Here is a 20183-nt window from a genome sequence, read left to right as displayed (position 1 = left end):
CGCAGCCGAACCTCCGCACGGAGAGCCATCAGGCACGTCGGTCCGATCTGCGCGCCGCGCACGCTGTCGGCTTGCCGCCAGACACCGTACGATCTCTTGAACCGTGATTGCGGCAGGCCCCACTCAGAACATCCTGGCGGTAGCCATACAAAGTATGGTGATGACCAGCAGCCCACCAGCGATGCGTTCGCCCCTTGTCATTTTCGCGCGCAACTGCATTTCCGTCGCCGCGTCAGTGCCGGCAAGCCGCCTGCTGGCAGAGCCGACCAGCGCGCCCTGAATACCGGCGGCAACCAGCGCCGTCGCGATACCCAGGGCCAGAATGATTTCCATCGAACCGAAATAGCCGCTGTGGAAGAAATGCCAGAGCAGAGCGCCGGTCAGGAAAACCATGCCGGCCGCACCCATTTGCGGCCGGAAAAACCGTTCGATCCGAATCTCCGGATCGCGGGCGACCGCGATGGTCGTTCCAGCCCAGAACACACCGGCCATGACGTGAAGGCCGAGGACGACGATGTAGACATATTGCATGGCCGCATTTTCTCCTTTCCCACCGCTTTCCATAGGATTAGATATCGAATGATTAGATGTCAATGTAAAGTCAAGGGCCAGTTCCATCGGCCTTTCCCTTGCTCTAGTGTCGGATCATGACGCTTTTTGACCGCCCGCCAGTCGGGATGAATCTCGCCCGCACCGCAAAGCTTGTCGCACAGGCCTTCGACTCCGCCTTGGTCGAGGCTGGCGGCACGCTGCCGGTCTGGGTCACTCTGATGTCGATCAAGTCGCGCGAACTGGCCAACCAGCGCGAGCTCGCCGGCATGATCGGAATCCAAGGCGCGACGCTGACCCACCATCTGAACGCGATGGAGACGCAAGGCCTGCTGACCCGGCGCCGCGATCCGGAAAACCGCCGGGTCCATCAGGTCGAGCTGACCGAAGTGGGAGAGGCGCTGTTCCTGAAATTGCGCACGGCAGCACTCGCCTTCGACAAGCGGCTGCGGACCGGGTTGTCCGACGAGAGGCTGGCGGAGTTCGCGGAAGTCCTGGCGGCGCTGCGGGCGAATGTCGATTGATCCCAAACTGCCGAACGCATTGTTTCAGTGGCCCAAGGAAAGAGGGTTCTTCCCTTCGATTTGCGCGCCGCACATGCCGCCGGGTCCATCCGTGATCAGGCAAGGGCGCATCGGCCAGGGTTCGAAGACATAGCGATCGCCGCTACGGGCGAGGTCCACGGTTTGACGATACTGACGGACAACGAGCGTCATTTTGCACCGCTCGGGGTGCCGATGCTCAATCCGCTGAAGAATTTGCCGCCATTGCGACAGTCGGCGGCACCTTAGCCGGACTTACCCGTCAGGCCGCCATTTCCGAAGCGGCATGTCAAGGTTGGCGCCTTACGCCCGGCTTCCCCGCAGCAGCGTTAGCCTGGCTTTCTTCGGCGCCCGCGCGACCAGCCATTCGCGTGCCGTGTCCTGCGGCATCGGGAAGGCGATGGAATAGCCCTGCACCTGGTCGCAGCCGATCGCCATCAGCGAATCGAGCTCGGCCTCGGTTTCGGCGCCCTCGGCGACGATCGAGATGCCGAGGCCGCGGGCGAGTTCGGTGATGGCCCGCACGATCTTGGTGTTGTCGTCGTTCTCATTGATGTTCTGGACGAAGCGGCGATCGATCTTCAGCCGGTCGATCTCGTTCGGGTTGACGTGGCTGAGCGACGCGTAGCCGGTGCCGAAATCGTCGAGTTCGAGATGAACACCGGCGGCGCGGATGTGCCGTAGCTTTGCCGCGATGCCGGTCTTCTCGTCGTCGAGAATGACGGATTCGACGATTTCCAGCGAAAGTTTCTGTGGCGGCAGCCCAGTTTTTTCCAGCACGCCGAACAGGAAGGCGTCGAAATCGGGCTCACGCAGTTCGGAGCCGGACACGTTGACGGCGAGCCGTCCAAAGGCAACACCGGCGCGGTTCCACTCGGCCGCCTCGCTGATTGCCTTGGCGATGACGATGCGGCCGATCTCCGGCATGAGTCCGCATTTTTCGGCGACGGGAATGAACTCGCCCGGTGCGATCATGCCGCGCTCGGCATGTCTCCAGCGAACCAGCGCCTCGATGCCGCCGATGGTACCGTTCGACAACGAAACCTGCGGCTGGAAATAGACCTGGAACGCCTTCTCCGCGATCGCGATCCTAATGTCATGCTCGAGCTGCTTGCGGAAATCGAGTTCATGCCGCAACTCCTCGGAGAAGAATGAGAGGCTGCCGCCACTCTGCTTTTTGGCGGAGTGGAGCGCGAGGTCGGCATGGACGAGCAGATCTTGCGCATTGTCGGCGTCGACCGGATAGACGGCGACGCCGGCGCTGGCGCCCGGAAGGATGGTCGTGCCCCGAAAGACGATCGGTTCGTTGATCTGCGTCAGAACGCGCCTGGCGACCATGTTGATGTCCTCGGTGCCGCCGGCACCATTGAGGATCATTACGAACTCATCACTGCCGAGACGCACGCAGAGATCCGAAGCCCGGCAGGAATCGCGCATGCGCTGCGCCGTCACCACCAGCACATAGTCGCCGGCGGCGTGGCCAAGCGTGTCGTTGATCTGCTTGAACCGGTCGAGGTCGAGGTGGACCGCCGCAAGCCGCTCTCGCCGGCGCTGTGCCCCCTTGATCAGCGTATCGAAATGGTCGGTCAGGAAGGTGCGGTTGTGCAGGCCGGTAAGGCCGTCATGCACGGCGATGAAGGCCATGGAATTGCGGGCATCGATCAGTTCATGCGTCTTGCGCAGAATGGCGTTCGACATCGGCCTGAAGATGAAAAGTGCCACCAGCACGATGACGCCGATGGTGGTGTAGAACAGCGTTCGATGGAGATCGAGAAGTGTTTCCGATCGCGCATCGGCATGGGCGCTGATGCGCTGGCCGAGTGCCGCATAGCCCGACAGGGTTGCATTGGCGATGGAAGCGTCGAGGTTGACGCGTTCGCCGCCGCCCTTGTAGCCGCCATTATCGGCCATACCGAGTCGTGATTCGAACGCCGAAACCAGGCGTTGGCCGTTGGCGATAAGCCCGACCGAGAAGTAATCGAGATGAAACGGCTTGGCGAAAAGCACGCTCTCGACTGACTTTGGATCGAACCTTGCCGGTGACGTCGGGTCGGCGACGACCCGCTCGAGCAGAAGGTCGTAGTTCCTCTCGAACTCCGCCGTGGCCTGTTTGAATGCGGTGACCAGAGCCGGTTGTTGGTTGCGCGAAGCAGCACCTGCAGCGTTTGCAAGGAAGACAATGCGTTGCGACAGCGTCTTTTGCATGCCGACAATATCGAGCAGCGTATCGTCGTGCCGCTGGGCAGCCATCATCTGCTGGAGAAGGATGAAGGAGGCCATCACCATGGCTGCAATGATCAGCAGCGCCAGCCAATAGCCGGCCTTGATCAACAGTATGAGCCTGCCCGAAATGGATTGCGCCGGTTGCTGCGACATTTTCTGGGGCGGTCCCTCTCGCCGACAGATTGTTAGGTGTGAGAACCATTGGCTTGAAAGTGTTAACAGCTCCGGAAGTCGACAGAGCTGCGATAGCGACAGCGGTGGAAAGCTCGCGAAATGGTTATCGCGTTCTTTCGCGCCGCAGCTGCATTTGAATATCCGCCATTTGGCGTCATTCTGGCCAACGGCCGTCGCGTCACCGAAGCGGTCGCTTTTGCGGTGGATTTTTCGCCCGCGCGGGGCGACAGTCCATTCAAATCTCAACAGGGCCTGATCATGAGCGCGGCATTCCTCTCCCATATCGACAGCGAACTTCAAGGGCTGAAATCGGCCGGCCTCTACAAATCCGAGCGGGTGATCACCTCGACGCAGTCGGCAGAGATCGAGGTGGGCGGCGAAAAGGTGCTGAATTTCTGCGCCAACAACTATCTCGGGCTCGCAGACAGCGCCGAATTGCGCGACGCGGCCAAGCAGGCGCTTGACCGATACGGGTACGGCATGGCGTCGGTGCGTTTCATCTGCGGCACGCAGGAAGAGCACAAGCAGCTCGAGGCGACGATTTCTGGCTTCCTCGGCATGGAGGATACGATCCTCTACGGCTCCTGCTTCGATGCCAATGGCGGCCTGTTCGAGACGCTGCTCGGTGAGGAGGATGCGGTCATCTCCGACGCGCTGAACCACGCTTCGATCATCGACGGTGTTCGGCTATCGAAGGCGAAGCGCTTCCGCTATGCCAACAATGACATGGCCGATCTGGAAGCACGGCTGAAGGAGGCAATGAATTGCCGTTTTCGGCTAATCGCCACCGATGGTGTATTTTCCATGGACGGCATCATAGCCAATCTGAAGGGCGTCTGCGATCTCGCCGAGAAGTACGATGCAATGGTGATGGTGGATGACAGCCATGCAGTCGGCTTCGTTGGCAAGAACGGCCGCGGCTCGGCCGAGCATTGTGGCGTCGAGGGCAGGGTGGACATCATCACCGGCACGCTTGGCAAGGCATTGGGCGGCGCATCGGGCGGCTACACATCGGCCAAGAGCCAGGTGGTCGACTGGTTGCGCCAGCGCTCGCGTCCCTATCTGTTTTCCAACACGCTGATGCCGGCGATCGCCGGCGCCTCGATCCGGGTTTTCGAACTGATCGGCAATGGCGATGCGCTGCGTCAGCGTCTCTATGCCAATGCGGCGCGCTTCCGGTCTGAAATGGGTAAGCTCGGCTTTACGCTTGCCGGCGCCGATCATCCGATCATCCCGGTCATGCTGGGCGATGCGACACTGGCGCAGGAGATGGCGGCGCGCATGCTGAAGTGCGGCATCTATGTCATCGGCTTCTCGTTTCCGGTGGTGCCTAGGGGCCAGGCGCGCATCCGCACGCAAATGTCGGCCGCCCATTCCAGTGCCGACATCGACCGCGCAGTCGAGGCGTTCGGCGCGGTCGGGCGCGAACTCGGTGTGATTTCCTGAACGGCCGGAAGCCAAAAGCGGTTCCGGATCAAGAGATTCAAGGGACAAAAGAATGTCGAACATGATGAAGGCGCTGGTCAAGGCCAAGGCCGAGCCGGGCATCTGGATGGAAGAAGTGCCAGTGCCGGAAATCGGCCCCAACGACGTTCTGATCAAGATCAAGAAGACCGCGATCTGCGGTACCGACGTCCACATCTACAATTGGGATCAGTGGGCGCAGAAGACCGTGCCGGTGCCGATGGTGACCGGCCACGAATTCGTCGGCACTGTCGCCGATTTCGGTGCGGCGGTCACCGAATACAAGATCGGCCAGCGTGTGTCGGGCGAAGGCCACATCGTCTGCGGCCACTGCCGCAACTGCCGGGCGGGCAGGGGACATCTGTGCCGCAACACGCTCGGCGTCGGCGTCAACCGGCCGGGCGCCTTCGGCGAATATCTGGCGATCCCGCAGCACAATGTCGTGCCGATCCCCGACGATGTGCCCGACGAGATCGCCGCAATCTTCGATCCCCTCGGCAATGCGGTTCACACCGCGCTGTCCTTTGATCTGGTCGGCGAGGACGTGCTGGTCACCGGCGCCGGGCCGATCGGCATCATGGCTGCGCTCGTCGCCCAATGCGTCGGCGCGCGAAAAGTGGTCATCACCGACATCAACCCGGTGCGGCTGGCGCTGGCGAAAAAGCTCGGCGTCCAGCATGTGGTCGACGCGTCGAAGGAAAAACTGCGCGATATCATGCCGGCGCTCGGCATGACCGAAGGTTTTGACGTCGGCCTCGAAATGTCGGGTGCGGCACCCGCCTTCCGCGACATGATCGACGCCATGAACAATGGCGGCAAGATTGCCATTCTAGGCATCGCGCCGACCGGCTTCGAGATCGACTGGAACAAGGTCATCTTCAAGATGCTGCATCTCAAGGGCATCTATGGCCGCGAGATGTTCGAGACCTGGTACAAGATGATCGCGCTGGTGCAGGGCCCGCTCGATGTCAGCGGCCTGATCACCCACCGCATCGGCATTGACGACTATATTTCGGGCTTCGAAGCGATGAAGAGCGGCAATTCCGGCAAGGTGGTGATGGACTGGTAGCGCCAGCCCATTTGTCTTCACATTGGGGGGCCGAGATGGCGGAAAACGAGCACGGACGTATCATTGCTTCGCAGGCAAAGATCGCATTGCAACCCGCTGGATTTCGGCGGAAGGGTCAGTCGCGAACATGGATTGCCGATCGTGGCTTCTGGCTAAGTGTTGTCGAGTTCCAACCCAGCTCATGGTCAAAAGGCTCTTATCTGAACTTAGCGGTTCACTGGCTTTGGGGTTCACTACCGAGCACATTGACCTTCGATCGCGTTGAGCGCGTTGGCTCGTTTGCCAAGTTTGAAAGTCCTGAGCAGTTTCTCCCCTTGGCAAGTCAAATGGCCAGGACGGCAGCCGAAATTGACCAGATTTATCGATCGACGTTCCCTTCTGTAGCTGCAACTGCCACGGTCCTGGTGAACGAATTGAAATTGGGCGACCACGGCGTGTGGGCTCCTTTCCATGCCGGTGTTGCGGCGGCTTTGGCTGGGGATCAAGGCACGGCAAGACTGATGCTGGGGAGCGTACGGGAGCCCGCTGCTTCGCGAGCGCACTCGGTCTTGGCTCACGTCGACGACCCGGTTGCGTTTCGACGCCAAATAAGGCGCATGATTGAGACCGAACGCACTTACTTCGGGTTGGGCGCACTACCGACCACTATAGCTATTTAACCCTTGCCCAAGGCGAAGTTTATTTCGAGTGCATTCAGTCCGTTCGTGATTGCTGCGCGCTCGCTGGCATTCAGCTTTCCCAGCAAGTCCCGCTCGAAGGCTTTCGCCAGCGGCACCATTTCGCGATAGGCGGCAAGGCCAGCTCTGGTCAGCGCCAGATGTTCGAGGCGGCGGTCGTTTTCGTCGGGCGCTCTGGTCAGCCACCGCCGCCGTTCGAGCTCGGCGACGGCGCGCGAGACCTTGGTCTTGTGCATGGCGGATTGCTCGCCAAGTTCCGTCGCGGTCATCGTGCCGTTCTGGCCGAGCCCGGCCAGCGTGCGCCATTCCGGGCGCGTGAGGCCGTGACGGTCCTTGTAGACCCTCGAGAATTCGCGGCTGACGGCATCGGCGAGACGGTAGAGCCGGTAGGGCAGGAAGCTTTCCAGTTTCAGGATGTCCATGGCTTAGTATCCCGGCAGTTGCTGCCGTTGATAGTTACATTTTCGATGGTTACAAATGAAACCAATTACGTCAACGCCTGAGTGCCGCAGCCATTGGAGGCGAGAAGAGCACTCTGTCAGTATCCAGGGAGGAAACCATGGCCTTTTCCTACATGCCGGGGTTCGGCAACGACTTCGAAACTGAAACCTTGCCCGGTTCGCTGCCGCAAGGGCGGAACTCACCGCAGCGGCCAGCCTACGGTCTTTATGCCGAGCAGCTTTCGGGCTCGCCCTTCACCGCGCCGCGCGGCACCAACGAGCGTTCCTGGCTCTATCGCATCAGGCCGAGCGTCAGGCACACCGGCCGCTTCAAGGCGGCGAACTATCCGCTGTGGAAGAGCGCGCCGAATGTTAGCGATCACGAACTGGCCCTCGGCCAATATCGCTGGAATCCGGTGCCGATGCCGAAGGAGCCGACCGACTTCATTGCCGGCATGCGCTCGATCACCACCGCCGGCGACGTGCTTGGCCAGACCGGCATGGCGGCGCATGTCTATGTCGCCAACCGCTCGATGGTCGACGACCATTTCTTCAACGCCGACGGCGAGTTGCTGGTCGTGCCGCAGGTGGGGGCGCTGCGCTTCGTTACCGAAATGGGCGTCATCGAATTGCGACCCGGCGAGATCGCGGTGCTGCCGCGCGGCCTCGTGTTCAAGGTCGAACTGGTCGATGAGACAGTGCGCGGCTATGTCTGCGAGAATTACGGCGCCAAGCTGACGCTGCCGGATCGTGGCCCGATCGGCGCCAATTGCCTGGCCAATCCGCGCGATTTCAAGACGCCTTGCGCCTGGTTCGAGGACAAGGAGACGCCTTGCCGGCTGATCGTGAAATGGTGCGGCCAGTTTCATGTCGCCGAACTCGACCATTCGCCGCTGGACGTGGTGGCGTGGCACGGCAATTATTCGCCCTATAAATATGATCTTGCAACGTTTTCGCCGGTCGGGGCGATCCTGTTCGACCATCCCGATCCGTCGATCTTCACGGTGCTGACCGCGCCGAGCGGCGAGGAGGGCACCGCCAACATCGACTTCGTCATCTTCCCGCCGCGCTGGCTGGTGGCCGAAAACACGTTCCGTCCGCCCTGGTACCACCGCAACATCATGAGCGAGTTCATGGGCCTGATCCACGGCCAGTACGACGCCAAGGAGGAGGGCTTCGTTCCGGGCGGCATCAGCCTGCACAATCTGATGCTGGCCCACGGGCCTGACGCGTCTGGCTTCGAAAAGGCCTCGCGCGCCGAGCTGAAACCGGTCAAGCTCGACAACACCATGGCCTTCATGTTCGAGACGCGATTCCCGCAGATGCTGACCCGCTACGCCGCCGAAGTTGAAACCCGGCAGGAGAATTACATCGACTGCTGGGCCGATCTGAAGAAGCGCTTCAACGGCACGCCCGAGGGCGACTGGTCTTGAGCGCTGATCCTACGCGGGATCGGCTGGTGCTGCTGGGCTCGAAGGGCGGCCCGGCGCTCCGGCCGAGCGGGCCGTGGCCAAGTTCGTCGCTGCTGGAGATCGGCGGTCGCAACATCCTCGTCGATTGCGGGCTTGGCGTGACGCGCGGGCTGGCCGACGGCGGCATCAGCCTGAAGGCGCTCGATCTGGTCTTCATCACGCATCTGCATTCCGACCATGTGCTGGAACTCGGTCCGCTGATCCACACCGCATGGACGGCGGGTCTGGCGACACCGGTCGCTGTGTTCGGCCCGCCCGGCACTGGCCATTACTGGCAGCGCTTTTGCCAGGCGATGGAATTCGACATCGAGATACGCATCGCCGACGAGGGCCGGCCTGATATCGGAGATATGGTTTCGATCATCGAATTCGGCGAAGGCGGGGTGACGGATCAGCGCGGCCTGAAGGTTTCGGCGCTGCGCGTCGACCATCCGCCGGTGACCGACTGCTTTGCGCTGCGCTTCGAGCACGCCGGACAAAGCGTCGTATTCTCTGCCGATACGACGTTCTTTCCGCCATTGGCCGATTTTGCCAAAGGCGCCGACATCCTCGTCCATGAGGCCATGCTGGAGGAGGGTATCGAGCGGCTCGTTGCGAAGACCGGCAACGGCGCGCGGCTGAGGGAACATCTGCTCGCCAGCCACAGTCTTGCCGGGGAGGCGGGGCGCATCGCCACCGACGCTGGGGTCGGGCGACTGGTGCTCAACCACCTCATTCCGGCCGACGATCCCGAGATCGACGAGGCCGACTGGATCGCCGCCGTCAGGAAAACATGGGCCGGTGACTTGACGATCGCCCGCGACGGCCTTGTTGTGGGACTGGAGCATGATCCCGAACCGGACCGCTAGCGAAAGTGAGAACCGGTTTTCGGAAGAGATCAGGCGCAGAACAAAAATTCAAAGCGGCACCAAAGCCGCACCAGGAGAGGAAACCGCATGAAGCTTGCCACATTGAAGGACGGGTCGCGCGACGGAAAGTTGGTCGTCGTCTCGCGCGACCTGACGCGCTTTACCGATGCCTCGTTTCTGGTGCCGACGCTGCAAGCGGCACTCGACGACTGGAGCCGGATCGCGCCGCATCTCGCCGCCATGGCGGAATCGCTGGAGAACAATGCGGTGCCGTCAGCGCGCTTTCACGAGCATGACGCCCATTCGCCGTTGCCGCGCGCCTATCAATGGGCGGACGGCTCGGCCTATGTGAACCATGTCGAACTGGTCCGGAAGGCGCGCGGCGCCGAGATGCCGGCAAGCTTCTGGACCGATCCGCTGATTTATCAGGGTGGTTCGGACAGTTTCATCGCGCCACGTGATCCGATCCGGGCGGCCGACGAGGCTTTCGGCATAGACATGGAAGGGGAGGTCGCCGTCATTGTCGATGATGTCCCGATGGGAGCAAGCCTAGATGAGACGCGGGCCGCGATCCGGCTGGTCATGCTGGTCAATGACGTCACGCTGCGTTCCCTTACCGCGCCAGAGCTTGCCAAGGGTTTTGGCTTCTTCCAGTCGAAACCGTCCTCGGCCTTTTCGCCGGTCGCGGTAACGCCGGACGAACTCGGCGATGCCTGGGATGGCGGCAAGGTCAGCCTGCCGCTGCTGGTCGACCTCAACGGCAAGCCGTTCGGCCGGGCTAACGCCGGCGTGGACATGACTTTCGATTTTCCGGTGCTGATCGCGCATGCCGCAAAAACCCGGCCGCTGGCCGCCGGCGCCATCATCGGTTCGGGGACGGTCTCCAACAAGCTCGACGGCGGTCCGGGCAAGCCTGCCTCGGCGGGCGGCGCCGGCTATTCCTGCGTTGCCGAACTGCGCATGATCGAAACGATCGAGGCCGGCGAACCGACAACGCCGTTCCTGCGCTTTGGCGACACGGTACGCATCGAGATGAAGGACAGGACCGGACATTCGATTTTTGGTGCGATCGAGCAGAAGGTCGAGAAATACGCAATTTGAAGCAATTCTATATCTAGCGTCGTTCCGAAACGCTGGCAGGATCAGGATGCCGTACACTGCTACTTATCTCTGGTTTGTGGGAATTTGCGGCATCGCTACTGCCTGGCTTCTAATTTCGGCAATCCGACTTTGCCATCAGGTTGAGGACCGATCTGAAAGACTCCGCAACTTCAGCAGCGTTGCGCGTCGGGCGAAGCTTATTTACGTCGCTTTGAACCGGGACGTTGGAAGCGATGTTGAAACGCAAGCGCTGCGGCGTGGCATGATCGCTCATCTGCTAGCCATAGGTGCTATCGGTATTGCTGTGAATTTGATTGCCTGGGCTGGTTGGGCGAGTATGTGACGTGGACCTGCTGGACCATAATCGCCGCATGGCACGCAACAATCTCTGGTCGAACGACCGGCTCTACCGCGCCGTGCTACAGCTTGAGCCCGGTGAATTCGAAGCCGAGCGAACCAGCTTCTTTCCCTCGATCAAGGCCACGCTCAATCACATTCTGGCTGTCGATCATCTCTATCTCGATTTTCTCGAGCAGGGTGGCGTTGGCGCCGCGGCCCATGACGATTTCGTGCCGTTCGATGAACCACCAGCGCTGTTTGCCGCCCAGGTCGCGGCCGACCGGGGGCTGATCGCCTTCTGCGACGGTCTGTCGGCGGCCGATCTAGACCGCCGTGTCGTCACTGACCGGCGCGAGGACGGAAACATACCGGAGCGGATCGGCGACCTGCTCGCCCACCTCTTCATCCACGACATCCATCATCGCGGCCAAGTGCACGCCATGCTGTCCGGTACGTCGGTGAAACCGCCGCAACTCGACGAATTCTTCCTCGACTATGATCTGCAACTCAGGAAAGCCGAGGTCGAGAGGTTGGCAATTAATGGCGGCAATTAATTGTAGTTACGAAAATTCTTGACTTAATTATTGTAGGTACATAAATTTCGGATGAAGATCGTCTGGGACGAACCGAAACGGTTGGCCAACATCGAGAAACACGGGTTGGATTTTGCCGCGCTGGATGACGAGTTTTTTCTTGCCTCGACAATCCGGACGGCAAAAGCTGGTCGCCTCATCGCAATTGGCCGGATCGTCGATGGTGTCGTTGCCGTGGTGTTTGCCCGGCTCGGCTCCGAGGGCATCTCGATAATTTCGATGCGTCCGGCCAGCCCGGCTGAAAGAAGGTTGTTCGATGACAAAACGTATGTTGCAGACAAAGTTCGAACCGGGGCGCGGCTATAGCAAGGAAGATTGGGATGCCGTTTCGGACAATCCGGAATGGACAGAGGAGGATTTTCGAAACGCACGTCCCTTCGCTGAAGTTTTTCCGGACCTCGCCGAAAGCATTCGCCGTTCGCGCGGGCGGCCGGCGCTCGACAATCCGAAGAAGCAGGTGACGCTTCGGCTCGATAGTGACGTGGTTGCACGCTTTCGTGCCGGCGGACCCGGCTGGCAGAGCCGGATCAACGACATTCTTCGCAAAGCCGCCGGCCTCACCAAGTAAACTTCGGCGCTTGGAGCTTGCTCCTCCACTTACCGGTGCGACGTCACTGATTGGCGCACGTGTCCATCATTTGTCGTAGTCGCCCCATTCAGGGCTGAGTTCGTCAAAGTCGTCACCGATGCGGATCTTGCCTTTCAAGGCGCCAATGCGAGGCAGGAGGTCGGGCGATGCTGGCGGCACGAGGCGAGCCGTGACTTTGCCGCAGCGCGTGAGCACGATCTCCTAACCGGCTTCCGCACGCCTAACGAGTTCCGACAATTTGGCCTTGGCCTCGGCGACAGAAATATTCATGGCTAGAATCTGAGCAACAACTGATCCAACCGCAAGAGGTTAGGCCGCTGCCTATTCCGCCGCCTGCACCTTCAGCATGCCGCGCTTGATCTGGTCCTGCTCTATCGATTCGAACAGAGCGCGGAAATTGCCCTCGCCAAAACCTTCGTCGCCCTTCCTCTGGATGAATTCGAAGAAGATCGGGCCGATCACGGTTTTTGAAAAGATTTGCAGCAGGATCTTGGTCGTGCCGCCGTCAATCACGCCTTCGCCATCGATCAGGATGCCGTGCTTTTTCATGCGCTCGATCGGCTCGTCATGGCCGTGCACGCGGGCATGGGACATGTCATAATAGGTTTCCGGCGGGCCCGGCATGAACTTTAGCCCGTTGGCGGCCAGCCTGTCGGTAGCGCCGTAGATCTCGTCCGTACCGACGGCGATGTGCTGGATGCCTTCGCCATTATATTTCTTCAAATATTCGGCGATCTGGCTGGTCTCGTCCTTGGACTCGTTGAGCGGGATGCGGATCTTGCCGCAGGGCGAGGTAATGGCGCGGCTGACCAGGCCGGTGATCTTGCCGTCGATATCGAAGAAATGGATCTGCTTGAAGCCGAACAGGTCGCGATAGAAATCCCACCATTTGTCCATGTTGCCGCGGTAGACATTGTGGGTGAGGTGGTCGAGATAATAGAAGCCGACGCCTTCCGGCTTCGGGTCGCGCGCGCCCAGCCAGTCGAACTCGGCATCGTAGGCCGAGCCCTTTTCCCCATAAGTATCGATGAAATAGAGCAGTGAACCGCCGATGCCGACGATTGCCGGCACGTCGAGCGTTTTATCTTTGCCTTCATAGGGCGTCGCGCCCTTGGCGACGGCATGGTCGAACGCATGCTTGGCATCGACGACCCGCCAGGCCATGGAGGAAGCGCAGGGGCCGTGCTTGTCGACGAATTTCATCGCATGCGAGCCGGGTTCGGCATTGACGACATAGTTGATGTCGCCCTGCCGCCAGACGGTGATGTCCTTGGTGCGGTGCTTGGCTACCGGCACATAGCCCATGCGGGTAAAAAGCTCGGCGAGCTTTTCCGGTTCGGGATGCGCGAACTCGACGAATTCGAAGCCGTCGGTGCCGGCGGGATTGGCCTTGCTGATCTTTGCGGGCGGTGCGTCGTGTGGGAAGGGGCCCATGGTGTTGTCCTCCAAAAAGCGCTGTGGCCGGAAAGGGCCATTTCCGCATAATCATAGCGCGGAACGGGCGCATGGTGCTTGCATTCAAACGCTTTAAATGATCGAGTGATGCGCGAACTGTGCACGTATGGAGAAGATTCTATGGATGATGCGCGCATCGACCAGTTTGACCGCAAGATAATGGCTCTATTGCAGGGCGACGCACGGCTGACCAACAACGATTTGTCGGAACGGGTGAACCTGTCGGCGTCGCAATGTTCGCGCCGCCGCCAAAGGCTGGAGGAGGACGGCTACATCAGGGGTTATCGCGCGGTGCTCGACCGCGACAAGCTTGGCTTCTCGCTGGTCAACGTCATCTCGGTGACGCTGGCCACCCACAACCGCGACAATGCGCAGCGCTTCGGCGAACTGGTGGCGCGGCTGCCGGAAGTGCAGGAGGCGCACGCGCTAACCGGCGAGATGGACTATATAATGAAGGTGGTTACGCCGGACCTGAAGTCGCTGTCGGAATTCGTCAACGGCGTGCTTCTGCCGCACGAGTCCGTGCAGCATGTGAAGACGGCGATCGTACTCGAAACGCTGAAGGAAACCGGCGCGCTGCCGATCTAAATTAGCCCTTCGACTGCCGGATCAGCCCGTAAAGATTGGTGCAGCGTGCGCCGGAACGGCAATAGGCGAAGATCGGGCCTTCGAGCTCGTCGAGCGCCTCGGCCTGGTCCCCGACATTCTCGGCCGTGATCTGGCCGCTGATGACCGGGATGTAGCGGAAAGCGAGCCCGGCAGCTTCGACCGCTGCCTTGACACTGTCCGCTGATGGCTGGCCGGGCTGCTCGTCATCCGGCCTGTTGCAGATGACGCTCTTGAAGCCGGCGGCCTTGATGGCGGCGATCTCTTCGGGCTGAATCTGGCCCGAGACCGAATAGTCCTCGCTGATCTGACGATATTCCATGATGGCGTCCTCGCAATGTTCGATGCCTGCTGGCCAGGGGCGGAGTCTTGCCACTCCCAGGGCTGGACGGCAATCCGCCCAGAAAGAAATCCCGCTGCGCAGATAGACATTCTCATGCGGGAAATCCAGCCGGGCTACTACAGCACCGCGCGTCCTTGGATCCACAAAGGACGCTGTAGCAGTTTGTTGCCTACACGTGCGCAAGCCGACCAAGTGGTCGGCGTCTCACCCTCCGAGTATCGCGCCTTTGATCTGGGCGATGTTGTTGTGCATCAGGTCGATATAGGTCGAGGCCGGGCCGTCGGGCTGCGACAGCGCGTCTGAATAGAGCGTGCCGCCCACCTTGACCCCGGTCTCGCTGGCGATCTGCTCGATCAGCCGCGCGTTGGCGATGTTCTCGACGAAGACCGCCGCCGCCTTGTCCTGCTTAACTTGGCTGACCAGCTTTGCGACGTCCGCAGCGGACGGCTCCGACTCGGTCGACACCCCTTCGGGGGCCAGGAAGATGAGGCCATAGGCCTTCTCGAAATAGCCGAACGCGTCATGCGAGGTGATGACGACGCGTTTCTCTTGCGGGATCGACTGGATCGCCATCTGCACTTCACCCTCGAGCGCGTCGAGCTTCTCGGTGTATGCGGCGGCATTGGCCTTATAGGTGTCGCAACCCTCGGCGTCGGCGGTGCAGAAGGCGTCGGCGATGTTCTTCACGTAGATCCTGGCATTGGCGACCGATTGGAAGGCATGCGGATCGGTATCTTCGCCTTCAGCGGCGTCGGCATCGGCGAATTCGGGTTTGAAGTTGATCGGCGTGACGCCTTTGGTCAGAACGGCGATTGTCGCGTTGGTGGCGCTGGCGTCGACCAGGCGCTGCAGAAAGCCTTCGAAATGCAGGCCGTTGACCAGCACCACATCCGCACCCGCCATGGCCACCGCGTCGGCCGGACTCGGCTCGTAGACGTGGGCATCGCCGTCCGGCCCGACGATGGTGGTCAGATCGATCCGGTCGCCGCCGACATTTTTGGCAAAATCGGCAATGACCGTGAAGCTGGCGACCACTTTCAACGGCTCCGCGAGGGCCGATGATGCGCCAAAGGCGCTTAATGTTATAACGCTCATTGCCAAGGCGGTGCGGATCGATTTCAGCATGGAAAGGTCACCTCTGTTGGGATCAGGCGGTTCTGTGGCGGTGATGGATAATACGGGCGCGCAGGATGCCGCGCGTGCCGAACAGGATCGAGGCAAGATAGACGACGCCCGCAGACAGGATGATCGCCGGGCCGGATGGCAGCGACACGTGGTAGGACAACAGCAGCCCGGCGACGCAGGAGGCAAAGCCGATCAGCACCGCCAGCACGCACATCGGCTCGACGCGCATGGTCCAGAAGCGGGCGGCGGCCGCAGGCAGCATCATCAGCCCGACGGATAGCAGCGTGCCGAGCGCCTGGAAGCCGCCGACAAGGTTGAGCACGACGAGGCCGAGGAAGATGAAATGCACCGGGCTGCCCAGCCGGCTGACCGAACGCAGGAACAGCGGATCGAGACATTCGGCGACCAGCGCCCGCCAAAAAATGGCGAGGTTGACCAGCGTGACCAGCACGATGCCGCCGATCAGCGTCAGCGCTTCATTGTTGAGCGCCAGCACGGTGCCGAACAGCACATGCATGAGATCGACGCTGGAGCCGCGGATCGATACCATCAGCACACCGATGGCCAGCGAAATCAGGTAGAAGGCCGCCATCGAGGCGTCCTCGCGCTGGATGGTGAAACGCGAGACGGCGCCGGCGCCAAGCGCGACGATGATGCCGGCAATCAACCCGCCGATGGTCATCGGCAGGATCTCCAGCCCATAGAACAGGAAACCGGCGGCAGCACCCGGCAGGATGGCGTGGGCCATGGCGTCGCCGGAAAGGCTCATGCGCCGCAGCATCAGGAAGACGCCGACGGGGCAGGCGCCGAGCGACAGCATCAGCGACCCGGCAAGCGCCCGCTGCATGAAGGCGAAATCGGCGAACGGAGCGATGAGAAGACCGTAGAGCGTTTCCATCATGCTGCCCGCGGCCCGGAGCCGTGATGATGGTCGTGCCCATGGTCGTGAGCGTGACCACCATGCTTGTGGTCGTCGGGCTCGCACCAGGGCGCGTTCTCCTCCCAGGCTTCGTGGAAGCGGCGCGCGCGCAACAGGTTTTCCGGCCGCAGCGTTTCCTTTGTCTCGCCCCAGGCGATCGGCTGGCGCGCCAGCAGCAGCGTTTCGGGGAAATTCTGGCGCACCAGATCCAGATCGTGGACTACGACCATGATGGTGCGCTCCTCACCATGCCAGCGCTTGATCAGTGCGATCAGGTCGCCGACGGTCTTGGTGTCGACGGCGTTGAACGGCTCGTCGAGCAGGATGAGATCGGCATCCTGCAGCAGCACGCGGGCAAACAGCGTGCGCTGCAGCTGGCCGCCCGACAGCGTGTCGATCGGGCGCTTCTCGAAGCCGCCGAGGCCGACGGCCATCAGCGCCTGGCTGACCGACTCGCGATCTTCCCTGGTGTAGCGGCCGAGCAGCCCGCGGCGTGGCCACAGCCCGAGCGAAACCAGATCGACGACCCTGGCCGGAAAGGAGCGGTCGAGCTCCGACTGTTGCGGCAGATAGGCGGCGCGCACGCCGGGCGCCCGGACAACCGTTCCGGCCATCGGCTTCAACACGCCGACGATACCCTTCATCAGGGTCGACTTGCCCGAGCCGTTGGCGCCGACGACGGCGGTCAGCGATCCCCGGTGGATCGTGCCGTCGAGATGATGGATTGCCGGATGGCTGTTGTAGCCCAGCGTCAGGTCGCTGAAGGTCAGGCAGGTTTTGGTCATGTGACGATCCGGTGGCACGACTGGTACGGCGGCGGCGATTGGATATGTGATGTTATTACATTAGTCAACAAGTCAATCGGGCGGAATTGCGGCGACTAAACCATTTGCCGTGTCCTGTTTGGCCCCATGCCCTGCTGGCTCAAGAGGATTCACTCAGTCGACCTTGCCCCCGGCAGACGGCGACTCTAAAGAGGCGCAACCGACAATAGAAGGAAACATCCCATGAGCATTCGTCGCATCGATGTTGGCCCGCGCATGAGCCAGATCGTCATCCACGGCAATACCGTCTATCTGGCCGGTCAGGTCGGCGAGCCGGGCGGAAACGTCGGCGCCCAGACGAGGGACATTCTGGCGGCCATCGACGAATTGCTGGCCAAGGCCGGAACGGACAAGACCAAGATCCTGCAGGCGATCATCTGGCTGGCCGACATGAGCACCTTTGCAGAGATGAACGCGGAGTGGGACAAGTGGGTGCCGCAGGGCCATACCCCGGCCCGCGCCACCGGCGAGGCCAAGCTTGCCGGGCCGGAATATCTGGTCGAGATCATCGTTACCGCTGCCATCTGAGATGCGGCTCTTAACCCTCCCCCTTGAGGGGAGGGTCGCGGAGCAAATGCCGCAGGGCGGCATTTTGCGAAGCGGGGTGGGGTCCGTGCAACCTCGCCGACCCCACCCCGTCTCGCAGTCTCTGCTTCGCTCCGACTGCTCGCCGACCCTCCTCCCCTCGAGGGGCCTCGAGGGGGAGGTTTACCCCTGCGAGGGCGTGAACCGCGCGACCAGCGTGTGGTTCTCGGCCGCATAGGTGAAACGGACATGGGTGACGGGGTGCTCGGCGCTCCATGTCCGCCGCTCGACCACCAGGCACGGTGCGCCGGCCTCGATATCGAGTGCGGCGGCAATGTGTCCGTCGGCGGCAACAGCGCGGATGCGGTGCTCGGCGGCACTCCACGGCACCCGGGCGATCAGCCACGGGCCGGGCGCTATGGCATGAAACTCCTCGTTGGCGGCCTCGGCCACGGCGGCCAGGTTGATCAGCCGCTGTTCGTGGGCGAACGGCCGCTTGCCGGCGAAATGCCGGCATTCCAGCGCCAGCACCGGTCCGTTGGAGTCGAGTTCCAGCAAGGCGCGATCCTCGGCGTTGCTGCGCCTTTTGTGGCGCGCCACACGCTCGTAGCGATAGAGCAGACCGAGCGCCTCGACCTCGATCCTGATGTCGTGGATTTCCAGCACCGCGGCTTGCGACTGCGGCCGCCGGACAAAGCTGCCCGAGCGGCGGCGGCGCTCGATCAGCCCGGCTTTGGCAAGCTGCGACAGCGCCTTGTTCACCGTCATGCGCGAACATTTGTACTCGGCCGTCAGTTCGTGCTCGAACGGGATGCGGTGGCCAGGCGCCCAGGCGCCGGACAGGATCCGCTCGCTGATGTCGGACAGGATGCGCTGATGCAGCGAGAGAGATTCGCCGAGGTCCGCATCCAATGCCTCAGTCATGCTCATCCCGAAAGCGCCGTCATCACTTTGCGAAAACGCTCGGCAATGGCATCGCGCCTTGCATGCCTGCCGCCGCTGACCAGTTTCTTGCCATGCACCCAGACGCAATCGATATTGGCGCCGTTGGCGAAGATCCAGGCATCGAGCACCGCATCGCCCGTCTTGCTTGCCAGCGAGGGATGCTTGCCATCGAGCGACACGAAATCGGCTGAGGCACCAGCGGCGATCTGCGAGGGCCCGGCGCCAAGCGCCGCACTGCCGCCGTCGAGCGCTGCATCGAATAGCGCGCGGCCGGTCGAACTGCCCGCCACCGCCAGCACGTTGCGGGCGCGGTGGGCGAGGCGCTGCGAATATTCGAGCTGCCGCAATTCGTCCGGCAGGCCGATCAGCACGTTGGAATCGGAGCCGACGCCGAGGCGGCCGCCATGTTGCTTGAACAAAGGTGCGGCAAAGGTGCCGTCGCCGAGATTGGCCTCGGTGATCGGGCAGAGGCCGGCGACTGCTCCGCTTTTCGCCATGGCCGCCGTCTCGGTCTCGGTCATGTGGGTGGCGTGGATCAGGCACCAGCGGTCATCGACCTTGGCATTGGCGAGCAGCCATTCGACCGGCCGCACCCCGGACCAGGCAAGGCAGTCCTCGACCTCCTTCACTTGCTCGGCGATATGGATGTGGACCGGTCCGCCCGGTACCATTGTCGCGATGTTTTCCAACTCCTCCGGTGTCACCGCGCGCAGACTGTGTGGGGCGACGCCAACGACGCCTTGATTCAAGGTGCGAACGGATTCGCGGCATTCCTCAATAAGCCGCGAGAACCGATTCACATCGTTGATGAATCGCCGCTGGCCTTCGTTCGGCGCGGCGCCGCCGAAAGTGGAATGCGCATAGAAGACCGGCAGCAGCGTCAGCCCAATGCCGGTGTCGGCAGCTGCGGCAGTGATGCGTTCGGCCATTTCGGCGATGTTGGCGTAGGGCTGGCCGTCGCGGTCGTGATGCAGATAGTGAAACTCGCCGACGCGTGAGAATCCAGCCTCCAGCATCTCGACATAGAGCTGCGCGGCAACCGCCTCGACCTGGTCCGGCGTCATCGACAGCGCAAATCGGTACATCACCTCGCGCCAGCTCCAGAAACTGTCGGCGGAAGGGCCGCGCAGCTCGGCAAGGCCGGCCATGCCGCGCTGGAAGGCGTGGCTGTGCAGGTTCGGCATGCCTGGCAGGAGGATGGCATGGCGTTCGTCGCCGGGCTGGGATGCAGTGTTCGGCTCGACAGTAGCGATGCGGCCTTCACTGACGACGATCCGGGCATTGGAATGCCAGCCGTCGGGCAGAAGCGCCTGTTCCGCAAAGATCGCCGTCACGTTTTTCTCTCCTATTCCCTGTGTCCC

At 61.8% G+C, this 20183-nt stretch carries 23 protein-coding genes and 1 pseudogene; 13 read left to right on the top strand and 11 right to left on the bottom strand.

Translation table 11 applies throughout. The features are described from left to right. Window positions 1-123: 123 nt before the first annotated feature. Window positions 124-618, bottom strand: coding sequence for a hypothetical protein (locus AC0L3I_RS26640; RefSeq protein WP_473528811.1), 495 nt, complete (start codon window positions 616-618; stop codon window positions 124-126). 29 nt (window positions 619-647) lie between these two features. Here AC0L3I_RS26640 and AC0L3I_RS26635 point away from each other — a divergent pair, with 29 nt between their 5' ends. Further along, the gene (locus AC0L3I_RS26635; RefSeq protein WP_473528810.1) at window positions 648-1073 is read left to right on the top strand and encodes a MarR family winged helix-turn-helix transcriptional regulator; all 426 of its coding nucleotides are present in this window, start codon (window positions 648-650) and stop codon (window positions 1071-1073) included. A 39-nt stretch (window positions 1074-1112) separates the two neighbouring features. After that, window positions 1113-1340, top strand: a pseudogene (locus AC0L3I_RS26630) (PIN domain-containing protein); the annotation flags it as partial. A 54-nt stretch (window positions 1341-1394) separates the two neighbouring features. Here the strand turns inward: AC0L3I_RS26630 and AC0L3I_RS26625 are convergent. Continuing rightward, window positions 1395-3467: a putative bifunctional diguanylate cyclase/phosphodiesterase gene (locus tag AC0L3I_RS26625; RefSeq protein ID WP_473528809.1), complete on the bottom strand. Its 2073-nt coding sequence runs from the start codon at window positions 3465-3467 to the stop codon at window positions 1395-1397. 279 nt (window positions 3468-3746) lie between these two features. Between AC0L3I_RS26625 and AC0L3I_RS26620 the strand changes: the two genes are divergently transcribed. Genes AC0L3I_RS26620 through AC0L3I_RS26610 form a run of 3 tightly spaced genes read left to right on the top strand, consistent with a single transcriptional unit; the run spans window position 3747 to window position 6680 of the window. Next, window positions 3747-4934 (top strand): glycine C-acetyltransferase, encoded by a 1188-nt coding sequence (locus AC0L3I_RS26620; protein WP_473528845.1) that lies wholly within the window; start codon window positions 3747-3749, stop codon window positions 4932-4934. A gap of 52 nt (window positions 4935-4986) precedes the next feature. Beyond that, window positions 4987-6021, top strand: a complete 1035-nt coding sequence (gene tdh, locus AC0L3I_RS26615; protein ID WP_473528808.1) for an L-threonine 3-dehydrogenase — start codon at window positions 4987-4989, stop codon at window positions 6019-6021. Window positions 6022-6056: 35 nt separating this feature from the next. Further along, window positions 6057-6680: a DUF4304 domain-containing protein gene (locus AC0L3I_RS26610; RefSeq protein ID WP_473528807.1), complete on the top strand. Its 624-nt coding sequence runs from the start codon at window positions 6057-6059 to the stop codon at window positions 6678-6680. On the opposite strand, the gene AC0L3I_RS26605 is transcribed toward AC0L3I_RS26610, so the two are convergent. Further along, complete coding sequence (locus AC0L3I_RS26605; protein ID WP_473528806.1) at window positions 6677-7120, bottom strand: MarR family winged helix-turn-helix transcriptional regulator; 444 nt, start codon at window positions 7118-7120, stop codon at window positions 6677-6679. The genes AC0L3I_RS26610 and AC0L3I_RS26605 overlap by 4 nt on opposite strands. 137 nt (window positions 7121-7257) lie before the next feature. On the opposite strand from AC0L3I_RS26605, the gene hmgA reads away from it, so the two are divergent. The 6 genes from hmgA to AC0L3I_RS26575 all read left to right on the top strand — a co-directional run bounded on the left by hmgA (window position 7258) and on the right by AC0L3I_RS26575 (window position 12059). Continuing rightward, window positions 7258-8571, top strand: coding sequence for a homogentisate 1,2-dioxygenase (gene hmgA / locus AC0L3I_RS26600; protein WP_473528805.1), 1314 nt, complete (start codon window positions 7258-7260; stop codon window positions 8569-8571). Next, complete coding sequence (locus tag AC0L3I_RS26595; RefSeq protein ID WP_473528804.1) at window positions 8568-9458, top strand: MBL fold metallo-hydrolase; 891 nt, start codon at window positions 8568-8570, stop codon at window positions 9456-9458. The genes hmgA and AC0L3I_RS26595 overlap by 4 nt, the downstream gene beginning before the upstream one ends. Before the next feature lie 87 nt (window positions 9459-9545). Further along, window positions 9546-10559, top strand: coding sequence for a fumarylacetoacetate hydrolase family protein (locus tag AC0L3I_RS26590; protein ID WP_473528803.1), 1014 nt, complete (start codon window positions 9546-9548; stop codon window positions 10557-10559). Between the two features lie 344 nt (window positions 10560-10903). Next, a complete protein-coding gene (locus AC0L3I_RS26585) occupies window positions 10904-11452 on the top strand; it encodes a DinB family protein (RefSeq protein ID WP_473487779.1) in 549 nt (182 codons plus the stop codon). 51 nt (window positions 11453-11503) lie between these two features. Continuing rightward, window positions 11504-11797: a BrnT family toxin gene (locus tag AC0L3I_RS26580; protein ID WP_473528802.1), complete on the top strand. Its 294-nt coding sequence runs from the start codon at window positions 11504-11506 to the stop codon at window positions 11795-11797. Further along, the gene (locus AC0L3I_RS26575; protein ID WP_473528801.1) at window positions 11748-12059 is read left to right on the top strand and encodes a BrnA antitoxin family protein; all 312 of its coding nucleotides are present in this window, start codon (window positions 11748-11750) and stop codon (window positions 12057-12059) included. The genes AC0L3I_RS26580 and AC0L3I_RS26575 overlap by 50 nt, the downstream gene beginning before the upstream one ends. 66 nt (window positions 12060-12125) lie before the next feature. Here AC0L3I_RS26575 and AC0L3I_RS26570 read toward each other — a convergent pair whose 3' ends face one another. Both AC0L3I_RS26570 and hppD read right to left on the bottom strand, forming a co-directional pair. Beyond that, the gene (locus AC0L3I_RS26570) at window positions 12126-12275 is read right to left on the bottom strand and encodes a type II toxin-antitoxin system Phd/YefM family antitoxin (protein ID WP_473528800.1); all 150 of its coding nucleotides are present in this window, start codon (window positions 12273-12275) and stop codon (window positions 12126-12128) included. Between the two features lie 126 nt (window positions 12276-12401). Then, the gene (gene hppD, locus AC0L3I_RS26565; protein ID WP_473528799.1) at window positions 12402-13514 is read right to left on the bottom strand and encodes a 4-hydroxyphenylpyruvate dioxygenase; all 1113 of its coding nucleotides are present in this window, start codon (window positions 13512-13514) and stop codon (window positions 12402-12404) included. Between the two features lie 141 nt (window positions 13515-13655). Between hppD and AC0L3I_RS26560 the strand changes: the two genes are divergently transcribed. After that, window positions 13656-14123, top strand: a complete 468-nt coding sequence (locus AC0L3I_RS26560; protein WP_473528798.1) for an Lrp/AsnC family transcriptional regulator — start codon at window positions 13656-13658, stop codon at window positions 14121-14123. Window position 14124: 1 nt separating this feature from the next. On the opposite strand, the gene AC0L3I_RS26555 is transcribed toward AC0L3I_RS26560, so the two are convergent. From AC0L3I_RS26555 to aztA, 4 genes are all read right to left on the bottom strand, one after another. Then, a complete protein-coding gene (locus AC0L3I_RS26555) occupies window positions 14125-14463 on the bottom strand; it encodes a protein tyrosine phosphatase family protein (protein ID WP_473528797.1) in 339 nt (112 codons plus the stop codon). A gap of 225 nt (window positions 14464-14688) precedes the next feature. Then, a complete protein-coding gene (gene aztC / locus AC0L3I_RS26550; protein ID WP_473528796.1) occupies window positions 14689-15609 on the bottom strand; it encodes a zinc ABC transporter substrate-binding protein AztC in 921 nt (306 codons plus the stop codon). 22 nt (window positions 15610-15631) lie between these two features. Then, a complete protein-coding gene (aztB, locus tag AC0L3I_RS26545; RefSeq protein ID WP_473487790.1) occupies window positions 15632-16507 on the bottom strand; it encodes a zinc ABC transporter permease AztB in 876 nt (291 codons plus the stop codon). Further along, window positions 16507-17313 (bottom strand): zinc ABC transporter ATP-binding protein AztA, encoded by an 807-nt coding sequence (gene aztA / locus AC0L3I_RS26540; protein WP_473487772.1) that lies wholly within the window; start codon window positions 17311-17313, stop codon window positions 16507-16509. Before aztA ends, aztB begins: the two co-directional genes overlap by 1 nt. Before the next feature lie 222 nt (window positions 17314-17535). On the opposite strand from aztA, the gene AC0L3I_RS26535 reads away from it, so the two are divergent. Then, window positions 17536-17880: a RidA family protein gene (locus tag AC0L3I_RS26535; protein ID WP_095496140.1), complete on the top strand. Its 345-nt coding sequence runs from the start codon at window positions 17536-17538 to the stop codon at window positions 17878-17880. A 180-nt stretch (window positions 17881-18060) separates the two neighbouring features. Here AC0L3I_RS26535 and hutC read toward each other — a convergent pair whose 3' ends face one another. Both hutC and AC0L3I_RS26525 read right to left on the bottom strand, forming a co-directional pair. Beyond that, window positions 18061-18807, bottom strand: coding sequence for a histidine utilization repressor (gene hutC / locus AC0L3I_RS26530; protein WP_473528795.1), 747 nt, complete (start codon window positions 18805-18807; stop codon window positions 18061-18063). Further along, window positions 18804-20156: a formimidoylglutamate deiminase gene (locus tag AC0L3I_RS26525; RefSeq protein WP_473487769.1), complete on the bottom strand. Its 1353-nt coding sequence runs from the start codon at window positions 20154-20156 to the stop codon at window positions 18804-18806. The genes hutC and AC0L3I_RS26525 overlap by 4 nt, the downstream gene beginning before the upstream one ends. Between the last annotated feature and the right edge of the window lie 27 nt (window positions 20157-20183).

This window comes from Mesorhizobium sp. WSM4840 (genome assembly GCF_055811755.1).
Note: the sequence above shows the minus strand (reverse complement) of the source record. Positions and strands in the feature narration are given on the sequence as shown.

Coding starts and splice junctions, on each gene's coding strand:
- AC0L3I_RS26640 (WP_473528811.1), bottom strand. CDS start 618: ATGGAACTGGCCCTTGACTTTACATTGACATCTAATCATTCGATATCT.
- AC0L3I_RS26635 (WP_473528810.1), top strand. CDS start 648: ATGACGCTTTTTGACCGCCCGCCAGTCGGGATGAATCTCGCCCGCACC.
- AC0L3I_RS26625 (WP_473528809.1), bottom strand. CDS start 3,467: ATGTCGCAGCAACCGGCGCAATCCATTTCGGGCAGGCTCATACTGTTG.
- AC0L3I_RS26620 (WP_473528845.1), top strand. CDS start 3,747: ATGAGCGCGGCATTCCTCTCCCATATCGACAGCGAACTTCAAGGGCTG.
- tdh (WP_473528808.1), top strand. CDS start 4,987: ATGTCGAACATGATGAAGGCGCTGGTCAAGGCCAAGGCCGAGCCGGGC.
- AC0L3I_RS26610 (WP_473528807.1), top strand. CDS start 6,057: ATGGCGGAAAACGAGCACGGACGTATCATTGCTTCGCAGGCAAAGATC.
- AC0L3I_RS26605 (WP_473528806.1), bottom strand. CDS start 7,120: ATGGACATCCTGAAACTGGAAAGCTTCCTGCCCTACCGGCTCTACCGT.
- hmgA (WP_473528805.1), top strand. CDS start 7,258: ATGGCCTTTTCCTACATGCCGGGGTTCGGCAACGACTTCGAAACTGAA.
- AC0L3I_RS26590 (WP_473528803.1), top strand. CDS start 9,546: ATGAAGCTTGCCACATTGAAGGACGGGTCGCGCGACGGAAAGTTGGTC.
- AC0L3I_RS26580 (WP_473528802.1), top strand. CDS start 11,504: ATGAAGATCGTCTGGGACGAACCGAAACGGTTGGCCAACATCGAGAAA.
- AC0L3I_RS26575 (WP_473528801.1), top strand. CDS start 11,748: ATGACAAAACGTATGTTGCAGACAAAGTTCGAACCGGGGCGCGGCTAT.
- hppD (WP_473528799.1), bottom strand. CDS start 13,514: ATGGGCCCCTTCCCACACGACGCACCGCCCGCAAAGATCAGCAAGGCC.
- AC0L3I_RS26560 (WP_473528798.1), top strand. CDS start 13,656: ATGGATGATGCGCGCATCGACCAGTTTGACCGCAAGATAATGGCTCTA.
- AC0L3I_RS26555 (WP_473528797.1), bottom strand. CDS start 14,463: ATGGAATATCGTCAGATCAGCGAGGACTATTCGGTCTCGGGCCAGATT.
- aztC (WP_473528796.1), bottom strand. CDS start 15,609: ATGCTGAAATCGATCCGCACCGCCTTGGCAATGAGCGTTATAACATTA.
- aztB (WP_473487790.1), bottom strand. CDS start 16,507: ATGGAAACGCTCTACGGTCTTCTCATCGCTCCGTTCGCCGATTTCGCC.
- aztA (WP_473487772.1), bottom strand. CDS start 17,313: ATGACCAAAACCTGCCTGACCTTCAGCGACCTGACGCTGGGCTACAAC.
- AC0L3I_RS26535 (WP_095496140.1), top strand. CDS start 17,536: ATGAGCATTCGTCGCATCGATGTTGGCCCGCGCATGAGCCAGATCGTC.
- hutC (WP_473528795.1), bottom strand. CDS start 18,807: ATGAGCATGACTGAGGCATTGGATGCGGACCTCGGCGAATCTCTCTCG.